Origin of the sequence: Microvirga lenta (assembly GCF_020532555.1) — a bacterium.
GTDB classification, from domain to species: domain Bacteria; phylum Pseudomonadota; class Alphaproteobacteria; order Rhizobiales; family Beijerinckiaceae; genus Microvirga; species Microvirga lenta.
Genome location: NZ_JAJBBR010000001.1, coordinates 165,140 through 189,197, shown reverse-complemented (window position 1 = coordinate 189,197; position 24,058 = coordinate 165,140). Strand labels below are relative to the sequence as shown.

The following is a 24,058-nucleotide window of genomic DNA, read 5'->3' as shown; positions in this document are numbered from 1 at the left end:
CATGCCCTTGCGGCAGGTCTCTCGCGCCGCTTCCTTCGAGTCGATCTCCGCCGGCCTTCGAGGTTGCAAGGATTTCATGGGGAGGCTGGAGGGAGTGTGATAAAGCTGCGCCGCCTCCATTTGCGATTCGACCATGTCCGGACTTGAAATCCTCGGCTTCGTTGCCGCCATCCTGACGACCGTATGCTGGCTGCCGCAGGCTTTCAGAACCCTTCGGACGAAGGATACGAAGTCGCTGTCGCTGCTCACCCAGAGCATTTTCACGCTCGGCGTCGGGCTCTGGCTGATCTACGGAATCCTGGCCGGGAACGCGCCGATCATCTTCGCCAACAGCGTAACCTTCGTGCTCGTCGCGGCGATCCTCGCCATGAAACTGCGTTATGGTTAAAGTGGGCTGGCGCCAGGAGATCACGATGCGCCGGTTCTTCGCCTACTGCCTTGTCGGATTTGCTCTAACGGCCGGTCTTCCGGTCGAGGCTTTCGGCCAGAACGCCCGTGCGCCCGGCCCGATCAGGGTCGCGCCGCACCGTCCGGGAGAAACGGACGCCTATATCCTCTCCTTCGGCCTCTGGGGGCCCCAGAGCGTGTTCGAGAGCGAGGCCAAGGGAGCCGCGCGCATTCTCGAAAAGCAGCTCGGCTCGAAGGGTCGCACCATCGTCCGGTTCAACTCGAAGCGTGTGTCCAATGCGACGCCGTCGTCCATGCAGGCTGCGGCCCGCGCTGTCGGCGAAGCCCTCGATCCGCAGGAGGATGTGGTCGTTTTCGTCCTCACCTCCCATGGCGCCCCCGAGGGCCTCGGGGTGGTCAGCCGGAAAAGCGAGGAGATCATGACCCCGGACGACGTGCGGTTCCTCCTGAACGAAGCCAAGGCCCAGCACCGGGTCGTCATCGTGTCCGCCTGCTATTCGGGCGTCTTCGCCAATGCGCTCGCCGACGAGCGGACCCTGGTCATCACGGCCGCCGCCGAGGACAAGCCGTCGTTCGGCTGCCGCGACGGCGCCACCTGGACCTATTTCGGCGACGCCTTCTTCAACAAGGCCCTGCGCGGCGAAACGCGCCTCGACAAGGCCTTCGAGAAGGCCCGCGGGCTCGTCACCCGGCGAGAGGAGAAGGAGGGCTTCGATCCGTCCAATCCGCAGATCGCCGGCGGCTCGCAGGTTCTGGAACGTCTCACGGCCCGCTGCCGCGCCGTTCGGCCTCAACGGACGTGCTGATGCGCTCGATCCAGCGCCGGAGCCGCTTTCCGTTCGCACCGAGATCCGACCGCCCGATCTGGCTGCGGGAGTAGAGCGCGACGGTCGAACGGTCATCGCCGAGATCGACGACCTTCACGTCCACCGTGTCGGGAAAGCGCATGAGGCGCGTGCGGACGAGATAGCGGTCCTGGCCGGAGGTGGACTCCACGAGTTGCGTGCCGTGCTCCCGTGATGCGACGTCCCTGACGATAGCCCGCAGGCGCTCGGAGGAAACGGGAAAGACGGGAGGCTCGAAATCGGACTCGGCGCCGGGGCAGAAGTCCCGCGGGCAGGCGAGGCAGTCATTGGGCGTCCTGCGGCGCCGAAGCGTCGCGAAGTCGGCCGGTCCGAGGTCGGGTGCGCCGAAGGCCCTCTGCCAGACCGCTTCGATGCCGGTCTCCCAGATCCGCCAGAGACCGTAGCCGAGACCGGCTCCCGCCAGTCCCACTTTGAGCGCTTTCGATTTCTTCATCAGGCTGTCCGCACCGGCCGCTTGACACTGGGGCCGACAAGAATAGGGCAGGGAGCACCATTGTCACCTCGTCCGCGCCCCTGGACCACCTCCAAGAAGCCTCCCATGAATCCTCACGTCGCGCCTGTCGTCATGCTGATCGCCTCGAACGTCTTCATGACCTTCGCCTGGTATGGCCATCTGAAGTTCAAGACGGCGCCCTTGTGGATCGCCGTCTTCGCCAGCTGGGGCATCGCCTTCGTCGAGTACTGGTTCGCGGTGCCGGCCAACCGCATCGGCTCCGCCGTCTATTCGGCAGCGGAGCTGAAGACCATTCAGGAGGTCATCACGCTTCTGGTCTTCGCCGGCTTCTCCGTGTTCTACCTCAAGGAGTCGCTCGGCTGGAACCACCTCGTCGGCTTCGCCCTGATCGCCGCCGGAGCCGCCTTCATCTTTCAGGGCCGGTAGCCGGCGTCCGAAACCGAGGGGCCCGGTCAGTCGGCAGGCCGCATGCGCAGGATCCTGCCCTGGGACGAATCCGTCAGGAGATAGATCAGGCCGTCCGGGCCCTGGCGCACGTCGCGAATGCGCTCGCCCAGGTTCTGCAGCATCCGCTCCTCGCCCGTCACCCGGTTGCCGTCCACCTCCAGGCGTGAAACGAGGCGGCCCGAGAGCGCGCCGACGAGAATGCTGCCGTGCCAGCCGGGAAAACGGTTGCCGGTGTAGAAGGTCATGCCGGACGGAGCGATGGAGGGATCCCAGTAATAGACCGGCTGCTGCAGGCCCGACTTCGCCGTGCCTTCGCCGATCTTCGCGCCGGAATAGTCGACGCCGTAGGAGATGACGGGCCAGCCGTAATTCTTGCCCGGCTGCGGGATGTTCACCTCGTCGCCGCCCCGGGCCCCGTGTTCGACCGTCCATAATTCGCCGCTGGCGGGGTGGAGGGCGGCCGATTGGACGTTGCGGTGGCCCAGAGACCAAATCTCGGGGCGGGCACCCTCGCGCCCCAGGAACGGGTTGCCGGGCGCGGCGCCGCCCTCGGGCTTGATGCGGACGATCTTGCCGATGTGGTTCGCCGGGTTCTGAGCCTGCTCGCGCAGATCGAACCGGTCGCCGAGGGTGACGAAGAGGTTGCCCTCGCGGTCGAAGACCAGGCGCGAGCCGAAATGGTTGCCGCCGCTGTAGGACGGCTCCTGCCGGAAGATGACCTGCAGGGATTCGAGGGCCGTGCCGTCCTCGTTGAGACGGGCCCTCGCCACGCTGGTGCCGGCCTTTCCTTCGCGTCTGTCCTCCGCATAGCTGAGATAGACGAGGCGGTTCTGCGAGAAGTTCGGATCGAGCGCCACGTCGAGCAGCCCGCCCTGCCTGCGGGCGGCGATCTGCGGCAGGCCCTTGATCGGCTCGGAGAGCGTCCCGTCCGGCGCCACGGTCCGCAGGCGACCGGGCCGTTCCGTCACCAGCATGCGGCCGTCGGGGAGGAAGGTGAGGCCCCAGGGATGCTCGAGACCGCGGGCGACCGTCTCGACGATCACTTCCACCTTGTCGGTGCGAACCCGCTGCGTGTCCTGGGCCTGGGCGGCTGAGCCGAAGCTGAAGGCCAGGAGACAGCCTAGGGCGAGGGAAAACTTCATCGGGACCTCTCCGTCAACGGAATGGACGGAGAGCTAGCTTGTCGGTGCGCAGGGTCAACTGCGGGGCCTATCACGCCCTCGTTATTGCGAGGCGTAGAGGGAGGTTGTCCCCTGATTATGGCCGGTCAGCATCTGGGTCGTCGCCATGACCGAGAGGGTCGCGAGCCCCATGAGCAGGACCAGGGCCAGGGAGAAACGGCTTTCCTGCCGAGGATCGAGGCGGTGGGCGCGGGACTCGGCGCGGCGGGCATTTCTCGTGCGGAAGGTATTCATTACTGTTTCCCCCAGCAGGAACGGCGGGCGTATAGGGAAAAAACCGCCCTGAATCGAGAAAGTTCCAGTTAACGGTGGAAACTCTGCTTTCAGAGTATCGGCTAAGTGACGGAATTAACTATTCATTAACCTTTTGGGCAACCGCCCCTCAGGTCCTCGGACGAACAACGACCGAATCCGCGGATCGTTCGGTCGGCCCGTGAAAGACGGCCTCGATGTTGTTGCCGTCGGGGTCGAGGGCGAAGGCGCCGTAATATCCCGGATGGTAGGAGCGCTCTCCCGGCCCGCCATTGTCCCGCCCGCCATTGGCCAGAGCCGCCTCATGGAAGGCATGAACGGCCTCCCGGTCCTTGGCCTGGAAGGCGAGATGCACCCTTGAGACGGGGCCGTCCGCCCGGTCGACCCAGAGCTCGTCGCAGGCAAAATGCCGCGGGCTCTCCGAGGTGAAGCGCAGCCCCACGGCATCCAGGACGGCGCGATAGAACCGCCGGCTCGCCTCGAGATCCGAGACGCGAAGGTGAACGTGGTCGATCAGGCGGCCCTGGTGGAACTGCATGGGACGGTCCTCGTCCTGTCGGCCCGGAGCGCCGACGGCGCCCCGGGTGATCGGCGTTACTCCGCGTTGATGTTGGCGGCCTTGATGACGTCCGCCCAGGTCTGAATCTCCTTGGCCAGGTAGGGCTTGAAGGTTTCCGGGTCACGGACGTTCAGGGTGAAGCCGAGCTTGGTGATGCGGTCCTTCACGTCGGGCCTGTTCAGGATCCCGATGATCGTCTTCGACAGCTTGTCGAGAACCGGCTTCGGCGTACCTGCGGGAGCGAAGAAGGCGGCCCAGGATTCCGCGTCCGCGTCGGTGATGCCCTGCTCGCGCAGGGTCGGCACGTCCGGAGCCTGCGGGTTGCGCTCTGGGCTCGCGATGCCGATGGCGCGCATGTTGCCGGCCTGGAACTGCGACAGGACGCTCGGCAGGGTCGAGTTCGACACGTCGATGCGCCCGGCCATCAGCTCGGTGACCAGGGGAGCCGCGCCGCGGAAGGGCACGTGGGTCATCTTGGTGCCGGTGCGCGTCATGAAGAGCTCGGTCGCCAGGTGCGAGCCCGAGCCGACGCCGGTGGAGCCGTAGTTCAGCTTGCCCGGATCCTTCTTGGCGAGGGCGATGAGATCCTGCATCGACTTCACCGGGAGCCCGTTGGGCACCACGAAGACGTGCTCGAAGGCGCCTGCGCCGGCCAGCGGCGCGAAGTCCTTGATCGCGTCGTAGCCCGGCTCCTTGAGCAGGAACATGTTGTTCCCGTGCGTCTGATTGTTCCCGAACATGATCGTGTAGCCGTCGGGCGCCGCCTTGGCGACGGTGCGGGTTCCCACCGCGCCCGAGGCGCCGGCCAGGTTCTCGACGATCACGTTCTGACCGTATTCCTTGCCCATCTCCTCCGCCACGATGCGGGCGATGACGTCGGTGGGGCCGCCTGCCGGATAGGGAACGACCATCTTGATGACGCGGTTCGGGAAATCCTGAGCGCTGGCGGCCGTGGCCAGAAGGGTCGCGCCGGCGAACAGGCCGAGCGCGAGGCGGCGGGTGACGGAAGTGATCATCGGCAAGGCGTCTCCTCAAAAACCCATCGAACATGGGCTGTTTTGCTTGCTTGGACGGCCGGGGAGGAATAGGGTCCGCCGCCGTCACAGATCCCTTCTAACGCCCCGACCGGAGGATTCCCATGGGCTTTTTGTCTGACGCCCTCTCGCGCATCAAGCCGTCTGCCACGATCGTCATCACGCAGAAAGCGCGGGATCTCAAAGCCCAGGGTCGGGACGTGATCAGCCTTTCGGTCGGCGAGCCGGACTTCGACACGCCCGACAACATCAAGGAAGCCGCCATCGCGGCCATCCGCCGCGGCGAGACCAAGTACACCCCCGTCTCCGGCATCGTGCCCCTGCGCGAGGCCATCGCCCGCAAGTTCAAGCGCGAGAACGGCCTCGACTACAAGCCGTCACAGACCATCGTGTCCACCGGCGGCAAGCAGGTCATCTACAACGCGCTCCTCGCCACCCTGAACCCGGGCGACGAGGTCATCATCCCGACTCCCTACTGGGTGTCCTATCCCGAGATGGTGGGCCTGTGCGGCGGCAAGGCGGTGTTCGTCGACACCACCATGGAGCACAACTTCAAGCTCCAGCCGGAGCCCCTGGAGCGCGCCATCACGCCGAAGACCAAGTGGATCATCCTCAACTCCCCGTCGAACCCGACCGGCGCGGCCTATACCCGCGAGGAGATGAAGGCGATCACCGACGTCCTGATGCGCCACCCCCATGTGTGGGTGCTCACCGACGACATGTATGAGCACCTCACCTACGGCGACTTCGAATTCGTGACCCCGGCCCAGGTCGAGCCGGGCCTCTACGACCGCACGCTCACCATGAACGGCGTGTCGAAGGCCTATGCCATGACCGGCTGGCGCATCGGCTACGCGGCCGGCCCCGACCAGCTCATCAAGGCCATGGATTTCGTGCAGGGCCAGCAGACCTCCGGCGCGGCCTCCATCTCCCAATGGGCGGCCGTGGAGGCCCTCGACGGCCCGCAGGACCACCTGCCGCGCTTCAAGAAGGCCTTCGAGGAGCGCCGCGACCTCGTGGTCTCCATGCTGAACCAGGCGAAGTACCTCAAGTGCCCGATGCCGGAAGGCGCCTTCTACGTCTATCCGTCCTGCGCCGAGGCCATGGGCAAGACCACGCCGTCGGGCAAGGTGCTGCGCACCGACGAGGACTTCGTGTCGGAGCTGCTCGAGGCCGAAGGCGTCGCGGCGGTGCACGGCTCGGCCTTCGGCCTGGGCCCGAACTTCCGCATCTCCTACGCCACGTCCAACGCGGCGCTCGAGGATGCCTGCAACCGCATCCAGCGCTTCTGCGGGTCCCTGCGGTGAGCGACCTGCCTCGGACCTTCCATCCGGATCCCGAGGCCGCGCCCTACCGCATCGACCAGCAATCGCCCTACCGGGTGAAGTCGGACTTTCGGGTCGACTTCACCAATGGCGGCTATGTCGAGGCCAAGGACTTCATCCTCGACATCGAAGGGGACGGTGTGACCCCGGAGCGGCTGGCGGAGATGATCGTCTCCGCCATGAACCTCCTGAGGGCGGGGCCGGTCACCATCCATGCCATGACCATCGTGCGCCGCGGCGAGCACCGCGACGCCGAGCCTGCGGCGGTTCCTGGCGGCACCCTCTGAGCAGGACGATCCCTCCTCCCAGGAAGGCCGGGCGCGAAGCCTGGCCTTTTCTTTTTGGAGAGGCCCGGTCCGATGTCTCTTGCCAAAGCGGCATGACAGGCAGAGCATCACATCAACGCGACCGGCAAGAGCGCGCTGACGGGGGCAGGGAAGGAGACTCTCATGGCACCCAACGGCAGAGGAGCGGCGGGCCCGCGATGCATTGCCATCGTCGGCCCATTTCAGAGCGGCAAGACCTCACTCCTTGAGGCGATCCTGGAGCGAACCGGCGCGATCGGCCGGGCGGGCCGGGTCGCAGACGGGGACACCGTCGGCGACGCGAGCGCAGAAGCCCGCGCCCACGGCATGAGCACCGAGCCGAACACGGCGACGGTCGAGTTCCTCGGCGAGAAGATGACCTTCGTCGATTGTCCCGGCTCCATGGAATTCATGCACGAGATGCGCAACATCACGCCGGTCTGCGATGCGGCCGTGGTGGTGTGCGAGGCCGACGAGCGCAAGATCCCGGCCCTGCAGATCATCCTGCGGGAGCTGGAAGAGGCCGACATTCCCCGTTTCCTGTTCATCAACAAGATCGATTCCGCGACCCGGCGCGTCCGCGAGACCCTCGCGTTGCTGCAGAAGGCGTCGCGCACGCCGCTGCTCCTGCGGCAGATCCCGCTCTGGAAGGACGGCATCGCCGTCGGGTTCATCGACCTCGCCCTGGAGCGCGCCTTCATCTACCGCGAACATGCCCCGAGCGAGATCGTGGACCTGCCCGGCGACGAGGCCGCGCGGGAGCGCGAGGCGCGCTTTTCCATGCTCGAACGTCTCGCGGATTACGACGATGCCCTCATGGAGGATCTGATCTCCGAGATCGAGCCTCCGCGCGACCGTGTTTTCGACGATCTGGCCCGCGAGTTGCGGGACCGGCATGTGGTGCCCGTGCTCATCGGCTCGGCCGAGCGCGGCAACGGGGTCACGCGGCTCCTGAAGGCGCTCCGGCACGAGGCGCCGACCCTGGAGGAGACGCGGGTGCGGCTCGGCGTTCCCGAGGACGGCGCGCCCCTGGCGCAGGTCATGAAGACCATGCATCTGGGGCAGGGCGGAAAGCTCTCCCTGGCCCGGGTCCTGCGCGGCGCCTTCCATGAAGGCGATACCGTCGTCGGCTCGCGGGGAACGGAGGCCCGCATCGGCAGCCTTCTGGCGATGGTGGGAACAGGCACAAGCCGTATTTCGGAGGCCAAGCCCGGAGATACGCTCGGTTTCGGACGGCTGGAAGCCATCGCAACCGGCGATGCCTTCGCGGCCGGAAAGTCCCGCCCGGAGGCGATCCTGTCGATCGCGCCGCCCGAGCCCGTCTATGCGGTGGCCCTCAAGGTGAAGGACCGCAAGGACGATGTCCGCCTCTCCAGCGCGCTTGCGAAGATCACCGAGGAGGATCCGTCCCTCGTGGTCGAAACCCGTCCCGACATGGGCGAGATCCGCCTTCTCGGGCAGGGGGAGATGCACCTGCGGGTGGCCGTGAAGCGGCTCGCCTCGCGCTTCCAGGTCGGTGTCGAGACCGGCAAGCCCCAGGTCGCCTATCGCGAGACGATCCGCTCCAACGCCGCAGCGCGCGGCCGGCATCGGAAGCAGACCGGCGGCCACGGTCAGTTCGGCGACGTCATGATCGAGATCGGTCCGCTGCCGCGGGGCGAGGGCTTCGCCTTCCACGACAGGATCACGGGCGGCGTGGTGCCCCGCCAATACATCCCTTCCGTCGAGACCGGCGTCAGGGATGCGATCAAGTGTGGTCCCCTCGGCTTCCCCGTGGTGGATCTCGCCGTGACGCTGACGGACGGCTCCTACCACACGGTGGATTCGTCGGATGCGGCATTCCAGGCGGCGGCGAAGCTCGCCCTGGCGGAGGCGCTGCCCAAGGCGAAGCCCGTGCTGCTGGAGCCCGTGCTCTCGGCCGAGATCGCGATTCCGACCGAGGCTCTTTCCAAGGCCACGGGCCTCGTCACCGCCCGGCGGGGGCAGATTCTCGGCTACAATGCCAGGCCCGGCTGGGAGGGATGGGACGTGATCAGCGCCACCATTCCGGAGGCGGAGATCGGCGATCTCATCGTGGAGCTGCGGTCCGTCACGGCCGGCGTGGGAACCTTCTCGACCCGCTTCGACCACATGGCGGAACTCAGCGGCAGGCCTGCCGAGCAGATCCTGCAGAAGACGCACTGAGCCGCGAGAATTCCGGTAAGAACCTGAACGGTCGGAGCATTCCGATCGTTCAGGTCTAAACTATCCCATCGACAAACGTGCTCTTCCGCGTCAAGTTTAGCTTTGACGGAGACGCCATCTCCCAAAGCAACCTCGCCACGAAGCGGAGGAACACGATGAACGCCCCCAACACGGCGGAACATTCCGGCGCAGCCGGGCAGTATGCGGCCCGGCCCTGGTTGAGCTCCTATCCGGCCCAGGTTCCCCAAACCATCGACGTCGAGCGGACCGGCACCCTGGTCGACATCTTCCGTGAAGGCGTGTCGGCCTATGGGTCGCGAAACGCCGCCGAAAGCTTCGGCAAGCGCATGACCTATGCGGAGCTGGGGCGAACCGCCGATGCGGTCGCCTCCTGGCTCCAGGCCCAGGGAATGGGGAAGGGCGACCGGGTCGCGATCATGATGCCGAACGTGATGGCCTATCCGGCCGTCCTCTTCGGGATCCTGATCGCCGGCTGCACGGTCGTGAACGTCAATCCGCTCTACACGCCGCGCGAACTGACCCATCAGCTGCAGGATTCCGGCGCGCGGGCGCTGTTCGTGCTCGAGAATTTCGGCGCCACGGTGCAGGAAGCCCTGAACGACGTGAAGCTCGACCGGCTCGTCGTGGTCAAGCCCGGCGACCTGCTGGGCCTCAAAGGCTCGATCATCAACATCGTGTCGCGGCACGTGAAGAAGGCCGTCAAGCCCTTCAGCCTTCCAGCGGCCGTCGCTTTCAGATCGGTCGTCGCGCAGGGGGCGAAGCAGCCCCCGAAACCGGTGGCGGTGACGCCCGACGACATCGCCTTCCTGCAGTATACCGGCGGGACCACCGGCGTCTCCAAAGGGGCAATCCTGCTGCACCGGAACGTGACCGCGAACGTGCTCCAGTGCGAGGCCTGGATGCGCCCGTTCTTCGGCGAGCGCACCGATCACGTGATGGTCACGGCGCTTCCGCTCTACCACATCTTCGGCCTGACGGTCTGCGCCCTGCTGATGACCCGGATCGGCGGGTGTCAGCTGCTCATCGCGAACCCGCGCGACATCCCCGGTTTCGTGAAGATCCTCAAGTCGAGCCGCATCACCCTGATGTCGGGCGTCAACACCCTCTACAACGCCCTGGCGAACGCGCCCGGAATCGAGGAGGTGGATTTCTCGCAACTCGTCTTCGCCGTGTCCGGCGGCATGGCCACCCAGGCCGTCGTGGCGAAGAAGTGGAAGGCGGTGACCGGGCAGCCCATCGTGGAAGGATACGGCCTGTCCGAGACCTCGCCCGTGGTCTGCGCCAACCGCCTGGACATCGAGGAGTTCACCGGCACCATCGGCTACCCGCTTCCCTCCACGGACGTGTCGATCCGCTCCCAGGACGGAGCGCCGCTGCCCTTCGGCGAAAGGGGCGAGCTGTGCGTGAAGGGCCCGCAGGTCATGGCCGGCTATTGGCAGCGTCCCGACGAGACCGCGAAGGTGATGACGCAGGACGGCTACTTCCGCACCGGAGACGTGGCGGTGATTCTGCCCCATGGCGAGGTGAAGATCGTCGACCGCATGAAGGACATGATCCTGGTCTCCGGCTTCAACGTCTATCCGAACGAGGTCGAGGACATTCTCGTCCAGCACCCCCAGGTGACCGAGGCTGCCGTCATCGGTCTGCCGGACAGCAACGGCGGGGAGGTCGTGGTCGCCTACGTGGTCCGCAAGGATCCGTCCCTGAGCGCGGACGAACTGCGCCAGTTCTGCCGCGAGAACCTGACGCCCTACAAGGTGCCGCGGCGGGTCGAGTTCCGCGAGACGCTGCCCAAGACCAATGTCGGCAAGGTTCTGCGGCGCGTGCTCAAGGACGAGGTCACGCAGTCGTCGTGAGACGACGTCCCGCCGCACCCGGAAGGACAATTCGCTCCGTCCGCGAACGGGCAAAAAAAAGCCGGGCCCAGGGCCCGGCTAAAGTAGAGGTCCGACAAATAAGTCAAAACCTTCCAGAGGGAACGGCCGACACGACATCGCCGGGAGGAAGAAAAGCGATGCCGCGTTGAAATCAGCCGAGGCTTATATTGAAGGCATTCGGCCCGTTTGCAATGCAACATGCCTCATGAAAGGGCTGCAACATCTGCATGGCTTCGGTCACAGAGACGACATGATCTGCGACTGTCGAGCTTGCGCCGATTCCGGCTGTCAGAAGGTCCAGCGCTGGGCCTTGGTGATGAGGAAGTCGCGGAAGGCCTGCACGCGGGCGACGGAGCGCATCTCCTCGGCATAGACCAGATAGCTGTCGAGGGAGGGCATCTCCACGTCGCGCAGGACCTGGGTCAGGTTCGGGTTGCCGACGACCGCGTAGTCCGGCAGCACGGCGATGCCGGCTCCCGTCTCGACGGCGATCTTCAGGGCCGTGATGTTGTTGACCACGTAGTGATACTGGCGCGGCTCCCGTCCCTCGCGTCCCGCGGTCGAGAGCCAGTGCACCGCCATCAGGTAGGACGGCTGGTCGCCGCCGAAGGAGACGATGCGGTGCTCGTCGAGCTCCTCGAGCGTCTTGGGCTCGCCGAAGCGCTTGAGATAGTCGCTCGACGCGTAGACGTGGAAGTGAACGGTGAAGAGGCGCCGCTGGATCAGGTCCGGCTGCGCGGGACGGCGCAGGCGGATCGCCACGTCGGCTTCGCGCATGGCGAGGTCGAGCTCCTCGTTGCTGAGGAGCAACTGCACCCGCACGTCCGGGTAGAGGTCCATGAACTCGGCGATGCGCTGGGCGAGCCAGATCGAGCCGAGGCCGACCGTCGTGGTCACCTTCAACTCGCCGGAAGGCCGCTCGCTGGTTTCCACAAGGCGCGCCTTGGTGGTCTCCAGGCGCATCCGCATGTCCCGGGCCGCCCGGAACAGCAGGTCGCCCTGCTCGGTCAGGATGAGGCCTCTGGCATGGCGATGGAAGAGGGGAGCCCTCAGCTCGCGCTCGAGGGCGCTGATCTGGCGGCTGACCGCGGACTGGCTCAACCCGAGATCGTCACCGGCGCGCGTGAAGCTGCCAGCCTCCGCGACCGTATAGAAAATCCGGATTTTGTCCCAGTCCACGGCATTCCCCTGACGATCCGTCCCGCGAGGGAGGACCGTCTTATCTCTTATAAGCCGCTGGCCGAAGGCAATAGGAATTCGGACCGAAGGCTAACCAATCGTTGAGAAATTCACTCGGCGGCCTGCTGCGTCACCTCCAGGCTCGCCAGGTAGCGTTCCGTTTCCAGCGCCGCCATGCAGCCCATGCCGGCGGCCGTCACCGCCTGGCGGTAGACGTCGTCGGCCACGTCGCCCGCGGCGAAAACGCCCGGAACGTTGGTCTCCGTCGTGCCCGGCTTGGTCAGCAGATAACCGCCCTGCTTCATGTCGAGCTGACCGGCGAAGAGCTCCGTCGAGGGCTTGTGCCCGATGGCGATGAAGACGCCGTCGGTCTTCAGTTCCGAGACCTCGCCGGAGACGATGTTCTTCAGCCGGACATGGGTGACGGAGGTAGGGTTCTGGCTGCCGCAGATCTCCTCCACGGCGGAGTTCCACACGACCTCGATCTTGGGATTGTTCAGCAGGCGGTCCTGCAGGATGCGCTCGGCCCGCAGGGAGTCCCGGCGGTGGACCAGGGTCACCTTGGAGGCGAGATGGGAGAGGTAGAGCGCCTCCTCGACGGCGGTGTTGCCGCCGCCGACCACCACGACCTCCTTGCCGCGGAAGAAGAAGCCGTCGCAGGTGGCGCAGGCCGAGACGCCGAAGCCCTGGAACAGGGCCTCGGAGGGCAGGCCGAGCCACTTGGCCTGGGCTCCGGTCGCGACGATGAGCGCATCGCAGCTGTAGGTCTCGCCGGAATCGGCCTCCAGGCGGAAGGGCCGCTGCTTCAGGTCGACCTTGGTGATGTGGTCGGAAACCATGCGGGTGCCCACATGCTCCGCCTGCAGGCGCATCTGCTCCATGAGCCACGGGCCCTGGATCACGTCGGCGAAGCCCGGATAGTTTTCCACGTCCGTCGTGATCATGAGCTGTCCGCCCGGCTGGAAGCCGGAGATCAGGACCGGCTCCAGCATGGCGCGGGCCGCATAGATCGCCGCGGTGTAGCCGGCCGGCCCAGAGCCGATGATGATGAGCTTGGCGTGAGTATGGGCCATCAAGAATTCTCCAGTGAAAGAGCCGCGTCAGGCAATCCGAGAGCGCGGCGATGGCGGCCTAGGCCTTCGGCGATGGCGCGCGCAATCCGAGGGGTTGAATTTAAGGGTGGATAGGCTTCGCCTTCAAGTCGGCCCGCGAAAGGATGCACAACTCCAAGGGATTTCATCTCGTCGAGGAAGACCCTCAGCTTGGGATGCCCGCCCGTGGGTTCGAAGACCAGGATGGGAACGCCCGTCGCCGCGGCCTCGCCGATCATGTTGAAGGAATCCGCGGTGGCCACCACCGCTTCCGCAAGGGCGAGAAGCGCCACGAAGGGATTCTCGCCGCTCCCGTCCCAGAAGAAGCCCCCATGGCGCGACGCCAGAGCGATCAGGGCGTCCCGAAGAGCGGGAGGGGTCCGTCGCGAGGCGGTGATCATCAGTCCGGCGCCCGTTCCCGCCAGGGTGGCGAGGTGCTCCGTGAGGCGGGCGATGTCGCCTTCCGTGAAGCGGTGGTGGCGGCTGTCGCCCCCCACGAGCACCGCCACGCGCGGGTGGGGGAGGCCGGCCAGGCGCGGGTCGGGCTTCGCGCGGGCCGCTTCGAGCCGCTCGGCCGAGACCCGGTGGGGCGGCGTGAGCGTGTTGAGGATGTTCGGGCCCCGCAGGCGGTCGTAGCTCGGCGACCAGATGAAATCGGCGGCGTTCGGTCCGATGCGAGGATCCTTGAGGAAGACCGTGTAGGTTCGCCCGCCGGAGGCGCGCTTCACGAAGCGCAGGTAAGGCACGGCGCGGCGGCCGGACCCGATGAGCAGATCGGGAAAGGGTGGGACGAGAGGGCTGTTGCGGGTGCCCGGGCGCTCCCGGGGATCGATGGGCCCCCAGGGCATGAACCAGGAGAAGGGCGCGCGGGGCCGCACCCGGCGGATGTCCGGCTCCAGGCCGAGGGCCTCGGATACGCTCAGGGCCTGCAACTCGTCTCCGGCCTTGCCGTCGGACAGGACCCAGCAGGTCGTGCCGGAGGCTATCGGCAGGCTTGAGTTGTTGCGCAACATTTGATCAATGAGCCTGTGGAGTGCATGAAGTTCGTTGCGACTTAATCGCCAGCCCTTCTTGTGCAGACCCTCTACACCGTCTACTCAGCCGAGACGAGCCTTTCCCGGAGTTAACGTGCGCGGACGCCTCGATTCCATTGACTGGGCCATCCTGAAGGAACTGCAGGCCGATGGCAGCATCACGAATGTGGAGCTGGCCCGTCGCGTCGGCCTGTCGGCCCCCCCATGCCTGCGCCGTGTGAGGGCGCTGGAAAGCGCCGGCATCATCAAGGCCTACAGGGCCATGCTCGACCCCAAGGGCCTGGGCTTCGAAATCGTGTGCTTCGCGATGGTCCAGCTCGACATCCAGGGCAAGAAGGAGCTCCGCGAGTTCGAGGAGCGGATCAAGGGCTGGTCCATGGTCCGGGAATGCTGGACCCTGTCCGGCGACATCGACTTCATCATGAAATGCGTGGCGCCCAATCTCGCCGCCTTCCAGGGACTGGTGTCGGAACTCACCTCCCTGCCGAATGTGCGCAACGTCCGCACGGCGCTCACTCTCGACCTGATCAAGGACGAGCCCTTGGTGCCGATCGAAGACGTGTCCGAAGTCGCCGAATAGAAGCCGGACAGCTCCGGCCGAAAGCCTCCCCGCGGCGTGTGCCGTGAGGTATACCGGCATTCGGTGAGTTGCGGCCTGCGAAGGCCGAGGATCGTCCCGGAGGAGCGCGTTGGACCTCGAAACGGAGCATTTGCTGCTTCGGCGGCCGAAGCTGGCCGACGTGCCGGCTCTGTTCGCGTTCCTGGGGGATCCTCAGGCCATGCGGTTCACCCATTGCGACCGGACGCTCCGCCAATGCCGCCGCCGCATCGCCGTGCACGAGTGGTTCCGCCGCAGGGACGGCTTTGCGCCCTGGACCATCGTGACGAAGCGGGAGGGGCGCCTCGTCGGCTGGGGCGGCCTCTACAACGACCCCTTCGAGCCCGGTTGGGGCGTGGAGGTCGGCTACTATTTCCACCCGGACGTCTGGGGCAGGGGATATGCCGGCGAGCTGACGGCGGCCTGCACCCATGTGGCCGACCGGACCCTGGCCCTGCCGGAAATCAAGGCTTTCGCGCATCCGGAAAACATCGGCTCGCGTCGTGTTCTGGAAAAGGCCGGTTTCGAGGTGGTCAGGTTCGTTCCGGAAATGGCGCGCTTCCTGTTTCGGCGCGAGCGCCGGTCGGATGCGCAGCCGGGCCCAGCAGGGCCTAGCCGATGAGCTGTCGCCGCAGCCAGCGGACGTAGTGCTGCGCCACCGCGGCGGCCCGGCCGGGCTCGTTGGGCGTCAGGATGCTCGTGCGCACGTCCAGAACCGCGAGCTGCGGGTGGCGCGCGATGATCTCTCCTCTCGGGCCGACGGCCAGCGCCTCGCCTTCGAGCGAATCCGCTCCCCCGCCGGCTCCGCGCCAGCGGCGACCACCGCCGCCGCCATCGGGCGAGCTCGTCAGGAAGAGGTTGGTCAGGCGGACCACGAGGCGCGGGCCGCGCGGATCGACCCGGTCGGCAAAGGAGCGCTGCAGCTCATCGAGCGCGGCCGCGCCGACGAAATCCGCGAAGGCATCCAGGCCCTTGGCCCGGAGCACGCCGACATCCACGGCGAAGGACGAGAAATACTGGGGGAAAGCCTGCGCCCGGGCAGCCGAAAGGCCTGCGCCGGCAAAGCCGGCACAGGCGAGACCCGTCAGGAACGAGCGGCGGGACAGAGGAGACATGCTGTGATCCTTCATCGCTGCCCCCTGCTGCCGATTAGCCGAACTGGACGCCGACGACTTCGTAGGACTTGCCGCCGCCGGGAGTGACGACCTCCACCGTATCGCCGATCGTCTTGCCCATCAGGGCCCGGGCGATGGGCGACGAGACCGAGACGCGGCCGGAATGCACGTCCGCCTCCGGCTCGCCGACGATCTGGTAGGTCTTTTCCTCTTCCGTATCCTCGTCCACGAGCTTGACCGTGGCGCCGAACTTGATCCGGTCGCCGGAAAGCTTCGAGATGTCGATGATCTCGGCGCGCGAAATCAGGCTTTCCAGCTCGAGGATGCGGCCCTCGTTGAGGGACTGCGCTTCCTTAGCGGCATGGTATTCGGCATTTTCCGACAGGTCGCCCAGCGCGCGAGCCTCAGCAATAGCCTGGATGATCCGGGGGCGCTCGACCTGTTGCCTCTGCTTGAGCTCTTCCTCGAGCGCCGCAAAACCCTTGATCGTCAGAGGGACCTTGTCCATCATTCGTCTCTTCCAAAAAGAGGTACGAGGCCGCCGTTTCCGGCGCCCTCGCATATCAACGAAAACTTCCTTGAAGCTTCGCAGTTCCGATTTATGCCCGGGCCTCAGGCAAAATAGTCCTGAAGCGCCCGGACTTCGAGATCGCCGCCGAGATAGGCCTTGATGCCCTCGGCCGCGGCGATCGCTCCTGCAAGAGTGGTGTAGTAAGGTATCTTATGCAAGAGGGCAGCCTGTCTCAAGGAGCGAGAATCTGAGAGGGCGCCGGCTCCCTCGGTGGTGTTGAAGACCAGCTGGATGTCGCCGTTCTTGATGGCGTCCACCACGTGCGGGCGGCCTTCGAGCACCTTGTTGATCCGCGTCGCCTTGACGCCGTTTTCCTCAAGAAACTTCTGGGTACCCCCGGTTGCCACGATCTGGAAGCCGATTTCCTCCAGCATCTGGATGGTGGGCAGGATGCGGGGCTTGTCCGAGTCGCGCACGGAGACGAACACGGTGCCGGTCTTCGGCACCTGGGTGCCGGAGCCGAGCTGGCTCTTGGCGAAAGCGACCCCGAAGCCCCGGTCGAGGCCGATGACCTCGCCCGTCGAGCGCATCTCCGGCCCAAGCAGCACGTCGACGCCGGGGAAGCGGGCGAAGGGGAAGACCGCCTCCTTCACGCCGATATGGGGCAGCTCCTTCGGGGTCAGGCCGAACTTGGCGAGGTTCTCGCCCGCCATGACCCGGGCCGCGATCTTGGCGATGGGCTCGCCGATGACCTTGGCCACGAACGGGATGGTGCGCGAGGCGCGGGGGTTCACCTCCAGGACGTAGATCGTGCCGTCCTTGATGGCGTACTGCACGTTCATCAGGCCGCCTACGTCGAGGGCCAGCGCCAGCGCCTTCGTCTGGCGCTCCAGCTCGGCCAGGATGTCGGGCGACAGCGACCGGGGCGGCAGCGAGCAGGCGGAATCGCCCGAGTGGATGCCCGCCTCCTCGATATGCTCCATGATTCCGGCGATGAACACGTCCTTGCCGTCGGCGAGGCAGTCCACGTCCACCTCGATCGCATCCGAGAGATAGCGGTCGAAGAGGAGGGGGTTCTGGCCCAGCACCGTGTTGATCTGGCCCGTCTTGTCGTTGGGGTAGCGGGCCTTCACGTCGGAGGGGATGAGCCCGGGCAGGGTGCCGAGCAGGTAATCCTCGAACTGGGTCTCGTCGCGGATGATCGCCATGGCGCGGCCGCCGAGCACGTAGGAGGGACGCACCACGAAGGGCAGGCCGAGATCGGCGGCGATCAGGCGGGCCTGCTCCACCGAATAGGCGATGCCGTTCTTGGGCTGCTTCAGGTGCAGCTTGTCGAGCAGGCGCTTGAACCGGTCCCGGTCCTCGGCCAGGTCGATGGCGTCCGGCGAGGTGCCGAGGATGGGTACCTCGGCTTCTTCCAGGGCACGGGCGAGCTTGAGCGGGGTCTGGCCGCCGAACTGGACGATGACGCCGTGCAGGGTGCCCCTGGAGCGCTCGGTCTCGATGATTTCGAGCACGTCCTCCTGGGTCAGCGGCTCGAAATAGAGCCGGTCGGAGGTGTCGTAATCGGTCGAGACCGTCTCCGGGTTGCAGTTGACCATGATGGTCTCGTAGCCCGCATCCTTGAGCGCGAAGCAGGCATGGCAGCAGCAATAGTCGAACTCGATGCCCTGGCCGATCCGGTTCGGGCCGCCGCCGAGGATGATCACCTTCTTGGCGTCGGACGGCTGGGCCTCGTCCGCCGGCTGGCCCGCGAAGGGCGCCGTATAGGTCGAGTACATATAGGCGGTGGGGGAGGCGAACTCCGCCGCGCAGGTGTCGATGCGCTTGAAGACCGGGCGCACGGCGAGCGACCGGCGCAGTTCGCGCACCTCGGCCTCGGTCTTGCCGGCCAGGACGGCGAGGCGGGCGTCGGAGAAGCCCATCGCCTTGAGGTGGCGGAAGGCGCCCGGGGTCTGGGGCAGGCCATGGGCCTTCACCTTGGCTTCCAAATCGACGACGGCCTGGAGCTGCTCCAGGAACCAGCGGTCGATCTTGCAGCTCTCGTAGACCTCGTCGTGGCTGATGCCGAGGCGCAGCGCCTGGGCGACCTTCAGCAGCCGGTCCGGGGTCGGGGTGCCCAGCGCCGCCTTGATGGCGTTCTTGTCGTCGCCCTTGCCGAGACCCTCGATCTCGATCTCGTCGAGGCCGGTGAGGCCGGTTTCCAGCGAACGCAGGGCCTTCTGGAGCGATTCCGGCAGGGTGCGGCCGATGGCCATCGCCTCGCCCACCGACTTCATGGCGGTGGTGAGCGTCGGCTCGGCGCCGGGGAACTTCTCGAAGGCGAAGCGCGGGATCTTGGTGACCACGTAGTCGATGGTCGGCTCGAAGGAGGCCGGCGTGGCGCCGCCCGTGATGTCGTTGGCGATCTCGTCGAGGGTGTAGCCCACCGCGAGCTTGGCCGCGACCTTGGCGATGGGGAAGCCCGTCGCCTTGGAGGCCAGCGCCGAGGAGCGCGACACGCGCGGGTTCATCTCGATCACGATCATGCGGCCGTTTTCGGGGTTCACCGCGAACTGCACGTTCGAGCCGCCGGTCTCGACGCCGATCTCGCGCAGCACCGCCAGCGAGGCGTCGCGCATGATCTGGTATTCCTTGTCGGTGAGCGTCAGGGCCGGGGCCACGGTGATCGAGTCGCCCGTATGAACGCCCATCGGGTCGATGTTCTCGATGGAGCAGACGATGATGCAGTTGTCCGCCTTGTCGCGGACGACCTCCATCTCGTACTCCTTCCAGCCGAGCACGCTCTCCTCGATCAGCACCTCGTTGGTGGGCGAGGCGTCGAGGCCGCGCTCCACGATGTCGAGGAACTCCTCGCGGTTGTAGGCGATGCCGCCGCCCGTGCCGCCCATGGTGAAGGACGGGCGAAGGATGGCCGGCAGGCCAACCTCGGCGAGCGCCAGCAGGGCCTCGCCCATGGCGTGCTCCTGGTAGCGCTTGCGGCGCTCGTTCTCGCCCGCGTTCCACTTGAGCTCGTAGGCGGCGATCATGCGCTTCTTGTCGCCCGGATGGACGTCGAGGGCCTCCAAGCGGGCCAGCTCGGCGAGATAGGCGTCCCGGTCGGCCTTCTTGAGGGCCGAGGCGTTGGCGAGGCGCGATTTCGGCGTGTCGAGGCCGATCTTGGTCATGGCCTCGCGGAAGAGCTGGCGGTCCTCCGCCTTGTCGATGGCCTCGGCCGTGGCGCCGATCATCTCGACCCCGAACTTCTCGAGCACGCCCATCTTCTTGAGCGACAGGGCGCAGTTCAGCGCCGTCTGGCCGCCCATGGTGGGCAGGAGCGCATCGGGGCGCTCCTTCTCGATGATCTTGGCGACGATCTCGGGGGTGATGGGCTCCACGTAGGTGGCGTCCGCGAGATCCGGATCGGTCATGATCGTCGCAGGGTTCGAGTTCACCAGGATGACTCGGTAGCCCTCTTCTTTCAGTGCCTTGACGGCCTGCGTGCCCGAATAGTCGAACTCGCAGGCCTGACCGATGATGATCGGTCCGGCACCGATGATGAGGATGGAAGAGATGTCTGTCCGCTTCGGCATATGGCCACCCAGGCGTGTCCAGCCGCGCGGCCGTAAGGTACGGCGCTTCGAGCGCAGCTGGCGTGTTATCTGATTTAAGGTTGAGAGAGGCTCTTACACGGCCTCATCCCGTAAAGAAAGGGCCAAGAGGACGCGTCCACCGATGAAGCGCGTGACGGCGCCGCCGTAACGGGCTAACGAGGGGCCGTGACGACATTTCCTTACCCGCGCCGCCTCGCCCGCCAGTTCGCCGCCTTCTTCGGGGTGGGGCTGGCCGCGGCCGTGGCGCATTACGGCCTCCTGGTCATGCTCGTGGAGGGCGGCTTCGCCTCGCCGGTCCCGGCGACGCTGGCCGGCTATATCGCGGGCGGGCTCGTCTCCTACGCCCTCAACCGCACCCACACCTATCGGAGCAGCCGCCCCCACCGGGAGGCCACCTGGCGCTTCGCCCTGGTCGCCCTCGTGGGCTTCCTGCTGACCTGGCTGTTCATGCACGCCTTCGTGGAATGGCTCGGCGCCCCCTACATCCCGGCGCAGCTGGTCACGACCGGGATCGTGATGCTGTGGAGCTTCGTCGCCCACAAGGCATGGACCTTTGCCTAGCGAAGAGCCAACCGGCTGAGGATCGAGCCGGTACAGACGGCCAGTGCAGCCCTGGCCTGCATCCGGGTGCAGTCCTCATCCCGGTTTTGCAGTGCAATATAAGACCGACATGAGTTCGCGCCGCAGCCGTGCCTGTCCAAAGGCCAAGCAGCGCATCATGGTTTTCGCGAAACATCTCTTGGGGGCTTGATGTCCGATATTTCGATGGCAGCGGCCGACCGGGCCGTTCCTGGGGAGAAGCCCGTTCCGCGCTCGCGGCTCGCGGTCGCCCTGATCGAGCTGGCGCTTGCCGTCGGCAGCTTCGGCATCGGCACGGGCGAGTTCGCCATCATGGGGCTTCTGCCCAACGTCGCCCAGGAATTCGGCGTCACCACGCCGGAGGCTGGATACGCCATCAGCGCCTATGCGCTGGGCGTTGTGGTCGGCGCTCCCATCATCGCGGTCCTGGCCGCGAAGCTCGCCCGTCAGACGCTGCTGCTCGTTCTGATGGCGGTCTTCGCCTTCGGCAACGTCGTCAGCGCTTTGGCGCCGGGCTTCGAATCGTTCGTTCTCCTGCGGTTTCTGACCGGGCTTCCGCACGGCGCCTATTTCGGCGTGGCGGCCTTGGTGGCCGCTTCCCTGGTCGAGCCGCGCAAGCGGACCCAGGCCGTAGCCCGCGTCATGCTGGGACTGACCGTGGCGACGCTGCTCGGCACGCCCGTCGCAACCTGGTTCGGTCAGATCCTGAGCTGGAGGGTCGCCTTCGCGGCGGTCGGCTTCCTGGGGGCGCTCACCGTCGTCCTGATCTGGCTGTTCCTGCCGAAGGACAAAGTTCAAGAGGGAGCCAGCCCGATCCGGGAACTCGGGGCCTTCAAGCGCAAGCAGGTCTGGTTCACCCTGGGCATCGGCGCCGTCGGCTTCGGCGGGTTGTTCTCCGTGTTCTCCTACATCGCGTCGACGGCCACGCAGGTCGCCCAGATGCCGGAAAGCGCCGTTCCCATGATGATGGCGCTGTTCGGCTCCGGCATGATCGTGGGCAATCTGGTCGGCGCCTGGTTCGCCGACAGGAACCTGATCGGCACCATCGCCGGCACCCTGGCGGGCAGCGCCGTCGTGATGTCGATCCTCTCCCTGACGGCCGAGAACCCGTACATGCTGTCGATCTGCGTGTTCCTGGTCGGGAGCAGCGTCGCCATCGGGCCGGCGCTCCAGACCCGCCTGATGGATGTCGCTGCGGATGCCCAGACCCTGGCGGCGGCGCTGAACCATTCCGCCTTCAACATCGCCAACGCCCTCGGTGCCTGGCTCGGCGGCCTAGCCATCGCCTCCGGCTACGGTTTCGCCTCGACCGGATGGGTGGGAGCGATCCTGGCGGTGGGCGGCCTCGTGGTCCTGGCGCTGTCGATGGCGAGCGATCAGCGTTCCGCCCGCGCCGAGATGTGCAAGGCCTAGAGCATCTTTCGGCGAAGCTAGACCGGCCTGCCCATGAAGGTCATCCGCGCCGGGTTGTGGCCGATATTGCGCTCCATCCGCTCGGCGCTGAAGCCTGCTTCCTCCAGGAGATCGACGATGTCCTCCTGCGTGTACTGGGCCAGGCCGATCTCTTCGCGGATCTTGCGGTATTCCGAGAAGGCGGTGCGCGCGAGGCCGAGGGCCGCGGATTTCAGGAAGCCGCCCTTCCAGGCGAAGGACAGGAGCGCCTTCGCGTCGGTCACGGGGCTGACATCCGGCCGAATCACGTCGGCGAGGATCAGGCGGCCGTCGGTTTTCAGCTTGCCGTGCCAGAGCTTCAGGAGCCCGCGCAGCTCCTCCAGCGAGAGATATTGCAGGAGAGAGTTCGCCACGATCAGGTCGAGGGAGGCTTCCGGCAGGGTCGCGAGATCCTCCGGGGACAGGATCGTGATCCTGTCCCGGTCTCCGAACCTTTCGTGCAGCCGTTCGCGCACGAGGGGAGCCCCGTCGCAGAGGTAAAGGTGGCCGCATTTGGCCGCCACCCGGTCCGCGAACAACGCTTCGCCGCAGGCATGGTCGAGCACGGCCGCATCCGGTGAGGGGATGAGGCCGATGATCTCGTTCGCAACCAGCCGGTAATGCAGGAGCTTGTGCCGCTCGCCTGCATAGATCGGCGTGTCTTGGTTCCAGTAGTCTCGCCAGTTCATGGCGAGACTCCTAGCCGAAGCTCAGCTTCTCGTCATCAGCCGTTGGACCAGAGTTTCATGAGGGGGCCGTTCGCGCCGTCGACCGGATCGGCGTCCGGAAGGGGAACCTCCGCGATGCGCTTGCGTGCGGCTTCGATGGCGCCGGGATCGTCGCGGATCTCGTCCCAGTCGCGACCGCCCGCATAGGCGCCCACAACCAGAAGCTCTCCGTTGTCGTTGATGAGCGCGTGCCCGACCCCGGCGGGAATGACGACGACATCGCCTGCCGTGACTGCGACCAGCTCGCCGCTTTCTCCACCGAAGCGCACGGAGCCCGACCCCATGGCGATCCCGAGAACCTCATGGGCCGTCGAGTGATAGTGGTGATAGTCGTGAATGCCGTTGCGCCAGGAATTGGTCCAGCCGTTCTTCTGAAACGTGTTCTCGAACGCCTTGGCCGGATCCGGGCTCGATGGCCGGATCGCAGCGCGACGGACGATCAGCGGCAGGGAATTGTTCGGGATGAGGCCGTTGTCCTTGAAGACGTAAGTGTCCGTCTTGAGCGGCGCGTTGTACTCGCCGGGGGCGCCATATCCTTTTGCCTGAGCCATTCGTTTCCTCCAATCCAGTCGGGGGAGAACGCATCGGCTTCGCGAAAGATCGAGCGTGGCCGCTCATTAATCCGAAGTTCCGGCTCCGGGCTTCCGGGAACAGGAGGGCGGCGCCCCTTCCCGCGCCACGGCGGGAAGGGGGCTCCCGGCTATCCCTTCAGGGGAGGAGGATCTCCGTCAGCAGCTCGCCGGCTGCGCGGTGGAGGTCGATGTAGGCCATCACCCGGGCCACCCGGCAGCCTTAACCGAGGCGCGTCGTTGCTCTGGGCTTGGTGCCGGCCTTGGTCATGGATCGCTCCGGAACAAGACCTTAGGACGCCTCGATTGATCGTTCTTGCGAAGTTACTGCCCGATCAGCATCGCCGCGACGGCGCGGTCGATGGAGAGGTAGAACACCACGAAGGCGACGGTGCCCGCGACGGCGAACTCGATGGTCTGGTTCTTCAGCATCTGAAGCTGTCGCAGGGTGTTCTGGCCGAAGATCGTCAGGAGCCAGGCCACCGTGAGGACGACCGGGAAGATGAACAGGAAGGACCAGGTGCTCTCCACATGTCCCGCATCGGTCGGGTCGATCAGGGGACGGATGTTGCGGACCCAGGGAGCATAGATCGAGGCGTAGAGCGAGGTCAGCCAGGACAGGCCGACGGCGACGCCGAGATGAAAAGTGAAGAGGGAATGCAGGCGGTTGAACTGGCCGGACTCGTCGTCGAACGTCATCGGAAGAACCCCCAAAAT

Annotated in this window: 25 protein-coding genes; 11 read left to right on the top strand and 14 right to left on the bottom strand. The window is 66.1% G+C overall.

Features of this window, described 5'->3' with window-relative positions:
• Nucleotides 1-133: 133 nt before the first annotated feature.
• Both LGR44_RS01045 and LGR44_RS01040 read left to right on the top strand, forming a co-directional pair.
• Nucleotides 134-388: a SemiSWEET transporter gene (locus LGR44_RS01045; protein ID WP_226736299.1), complete on the top strand. Its 255-nt coding sequence runs from the start codon at nt 134-136 to the stop codon at nt 386-388.
• Between the two features lie 25 nt (nt 389-413).
• Nucleotides 414-1,214, top strand: coding sequence for a C13 family peptidase (locus LGR44_RS01040; protein WP_226736297.1), 801 nt, complete (start codon nt 414-416; stop codon nt 1,212-1,214).
• Here LGR44_RS01040 and LGR44_RS01035 read toward each other — a convergent pair.
• Nucleotides 1,171-1,707 (bottom strand): DUF1499 domain-containing protein, encoded by a 537-nt coding sequence (locus LGR44_RS01035; RefSeq protein ID WP_226736295.1) that lies wholly within the window; start codon nt 1,705-1,707, stop codon nt 1,171-1,173. The two genes, LGR44_RS01040 and LGR44_RS01035, sit on opposite strands and share 44 nt — an antisense overlap.
• Before the next feature lie 105 nt (nt 1,708-1,812).
• On the opposite strand from LGR44_RS01035, the gene LGR44_RS01030 reads away from it, so the two are divergent.
• Nucleotides 1,813-2,154, top strand: a complete 342-nt coding sequence (locus LGR44_RS01030; RefSeq protein ID WP_226736293.1) for a DMT family protein — start codon at nt 1,813-1,815, stop codon at nt 2,152-2,154.
• 26 nt (nt 2,155-2,180) lie between these two features.
• Here the strand turns inward: LGR44_RS01030 and LGR44_RS01025 are convergent, their stop codons facing one another.
• From LGR44_RS01025 to LGR44_RS01010, 4 genes are all read right to left on the bottom strand, one after another.
• A complete protein-coding gene (locus LGR44_RS01025; RefSeq protein WP_226736291.1) occupies nt 2,181-3,317 on the bottom strand; it encodes a PQQ-dependent sugar dehydrogenase in 1,137 nt (378 codons plus the stop codon).
• Nucleotides 3,318-3,398: 81 nt separating this feature from the next.
• A complete protein-coding gene (locus LGR44_RS01020) occupies nt 3,399-3,590 on the bottom strand; it encodes a hypothetical protein (protein ID WP_226736289.1) in 192 nt (63 codons plus the stop codon).
• Nucleotides 3,591-3,738: 148 nt separating this feature from the next.
• A complete protein-coding gene (locus tag LGR44_RS01015; protein ID WP_226736287.1) occupies nt 3,739-4,146 on the bottom strand; it encodes a VOC family protein in 408 nt (135 codons plus the stop codon).
• Nucleotides 4,147-4,202: 56 nt separating this feature from the next.
• Nucleotides 4,203-5,183: a Bug family tripartite tricarboxylate transporter substrate binding protein gene (locus LGR44_RS01010; protein WP_226736285.1), complete on the bottom strand. Its 981-nt coding sequence runs from the start codon at nt 5,181-5,183 to the stop codon at nt 4,203-4,205.
• A 122-nt stretch (nt 5,184-5,305) separates the two neighbouring features.
• Here LGR44_RS01010 and LGR44_RS01005 point away from each other — a divergent pair, with 122 nt between their 5' ends.
• The 4 genes from LGR44_RS01005 (at nt 5,306) to LGR44_RS00990 (ending at nt 10,892) form a co-directional block, all read left to right on the top strand.
• A complete protein-coding gene (locus tag LGR44_RS01005) occupies nt 5,306-6,508 on the top strand; it encodes a pyridoxal phosphate-dependent aminotransferase (protein WP_226736282.1) in 1,203 nt (400 codons plus the stop codon).
• Complete coding sequence (locus LGR44_RS01000; RefSeq protein ID WP_226736280.1) at nt 6,505-6,813, top strand: hypothetical protein; 309 nt, start codon at nt 6,505-6,507, stop codon at nt 6,811-6,813. Before LGR44_RS01005 ends, LGR44_RS01000 begins: the two co-directional genes overlap by 4 nt.
• A gap of 162 nt (nt 6,814-6,975) precedes the next feature.
• On the top strand, nt 6,976-9,015 hold the full coding sequence (locus LGR44_RS00995) for an elongation factor G (protein ID WP_226736278.1): 2,040 nt from the start codon (nt 6,976-6,978) through the stop codon (nt 9,013-9,015).
• A gap of 155 nt (nt 9,016-9,170) precedes the next feature.
• On the top strand, nt 9,171-10,892 hold the full coding sequence (locus LGR44_RS00990) for an AMP-binding protein (protein WP_226736277.1): 1,722 nt from the start codon (nt 9,171-9,173) through the stop codon (nt 10,890-10,892).
• A 309-nt stretch (nt 10,893-11,201) separates the two neighbouring features.
• On the opposite strand, the gene LGR44_RS00985 is transcribed toward LGR44_RS00990, so the two are convergent.
• From LGR44_RS00985 to LGR44_RS00975, 3 genes are all read right to left on the bottom strand, one after another.
• On the bottom strand, nt 11,202-12,092 hold the full coding sequence (locus tag LGR44_RS00985; RefSeq protein ID WP_226736275.1) for a LysR family transcriptional regulator: 891 nt from the start codon (nt 12,090-12,092) through the stop codon (nt 11,202-11,204).
• Nucleotides 12,093-12,202: 110 nt separating this feature from the next.
• Nucleotides 12,203-13,165, bottom strand: coding sequence for a thioredoxin-disulfide reductase (trxB, locus tag LGR44_RS00980; protein WP_226736273.1), 963 nt, complete (start codon nt 13,163-13,165; stop codon nt 12,203-12,205).
• On the bottom strand, nt 13,165-14,193 hold the full coding sequence (locus LGR44_RS00975; RefSeq protein ID WP_226736271.1) for a mitochondrial fission ELM1 family protein: 1,029 nt from the start codon (nt 14,191-14,193) through the stop codon (nt 13,165-13,167). Before LGR44_RS00975 ends, trxB begins: the two co-directional genes overlap by 1 nt.
• 118 nt (nt 14,194-14,311) lie before the next feature.
• Here LGR44_RS00975 and LGR44_RS00970 point away from each other — a divergent pair, with 118 nt between their 5' ends.
• Together LGR44_RS00970 and LGR44_RS00965 are read left to right on the top strand one after the other, a co-directional pair.
• Nucleotides 14,312-14,797 carry an Lrp/AsnC family transcriptional regulator gene (locus LGR44_RS00970; protein ID WP_226736270.1) on the top strand — a complete coding sequence of 162 codons (486 nt, stop codon included), beginning with the start codon at nt 14,312-14,314 and terminating at the stop codon, nt 14,795-14,797.
• 109 nt (nt 14,798-14,906) lie between these two features.
• Entirely contained in the window at nt 14,907-15,437 is a 531-nt protein-coding gene (locus LGR44_RS00965) for a GNAT family N-acetyltransferase (RefSeq protein WP_226736268.1), read from the top strand.
• Here the strand turns inward: LGR44_RS00965 and LGR44_RS00960 are convergent.
• From LGR44_RS00960 to carB, 3 genes are all read right to left on the bottom strand, one after another.
• Complete coding sequence (locus tag LGR44_RS00960; RefSeq protein WP_226736266.1) at nt 15,427-15,930, bottom strand: hypothetical protein; 504 nt, start codon at nt 15,928-15,930, stop codon at nt 15,427-15,429. The two genes, LGR44_RS00965 and LGR44_RS00960, sit on opposite strands and share 11 nt — an antisense overlap.
• A gap of 34 nt (nt 15,931-15,964) precedes the next feature.
• Nucleotides 15,965-16,438 (bottom strand): transcription elongation factor GreA, encoded by a 474-nt coding sequence (gene greA, locus LGR44_RS00955; RefSeq protein WP_226737071.1) that lies wholly within the window; start codon nt 16,436-16,438, stop codon nt 15,965-15,967.
• Between the two features lie 104 nt (nt 16,439-16,542).
• Entirely contained in the window at nt 16,543-20,013 is a 3,471-nt protein-coding gene (gene carB, locus LGR44_RS00950) for a carbamoyl-phosphate synthase large subunit (RefSeq protein WP_226736264.1), read from the bottom strand.
• Between the two features lie 186 nt (nt 20,014-20,199).
• On the opposite strand from carB, the gene LGR44_RS00945 reads away from it, so the two are divergent.
• The gene (locus LGR44_RS00945) at nt 20,200-20,595 is read left to right on the top strand and encodes a GtrA family protein (protein WP_226736262.1); all 396 of its coding nucleotides are present in this window, start codon (nt 20,200-20,202) and stop codon (nt 20,593-20,595) included.
• A gap of 204 nt (nt 20,596-20,799) precedes the next feature.
• Entirely contained in the window at nt 20,800-22,026 is a 1,227-nt protein-coding gene (locus tag LGR44_RS00940; protein WP_404809899.1) for an MFS transporter, read from the top strand.
• Nucleotides 22,027-22,043: 17 nt separating this feature from the next.
• Here LGR44_RS00940 and LGR44_RS00935 read toward each other — a convergent pair whose 3' ends face one another.
• From LGR44_RS00935 to LGR44_RS00925, 3 genes are all read right to left on the bottom strand, one after another.
• Nucleotides 22,044-22,733, bottom strand: a complete 690-nt coding sequence (locus LGR44_RS00935; RefSeq protein WP_226736258.1) for a class I SAM-dependent methyltransferase — start codon at nt 22,731-22,733, stop codon at nt 22,044-22,046.
• A 35-nt stretch (nt 22,734-22,768) separates the two neighbouring features.
• Nucleotides 22,769-23,323, bottom strand: a complete 555-nt coding sequence (locus LGR44_RS00930) for a cupin domain-containing protein (protein WP_226736256.1) — start codon at nt 23,321-23,323, stop codon at nt 22,769-22,771.
• 342 nt (nt 23,324-23,665) lie between these two features.
• Nucleotides 23,666-24,040, bottom strand: a complete 375-nt coding sequence (locus LGR44_RS00925) for a hypothetical protein (RefSeq protein ID WP_226736253.1) — start codon at nt 24,038-24,040, stop codon at nt 23,666-23,668.
• Nucleotides 24,041-24,058: the final 18 nt, after the last annotated feature.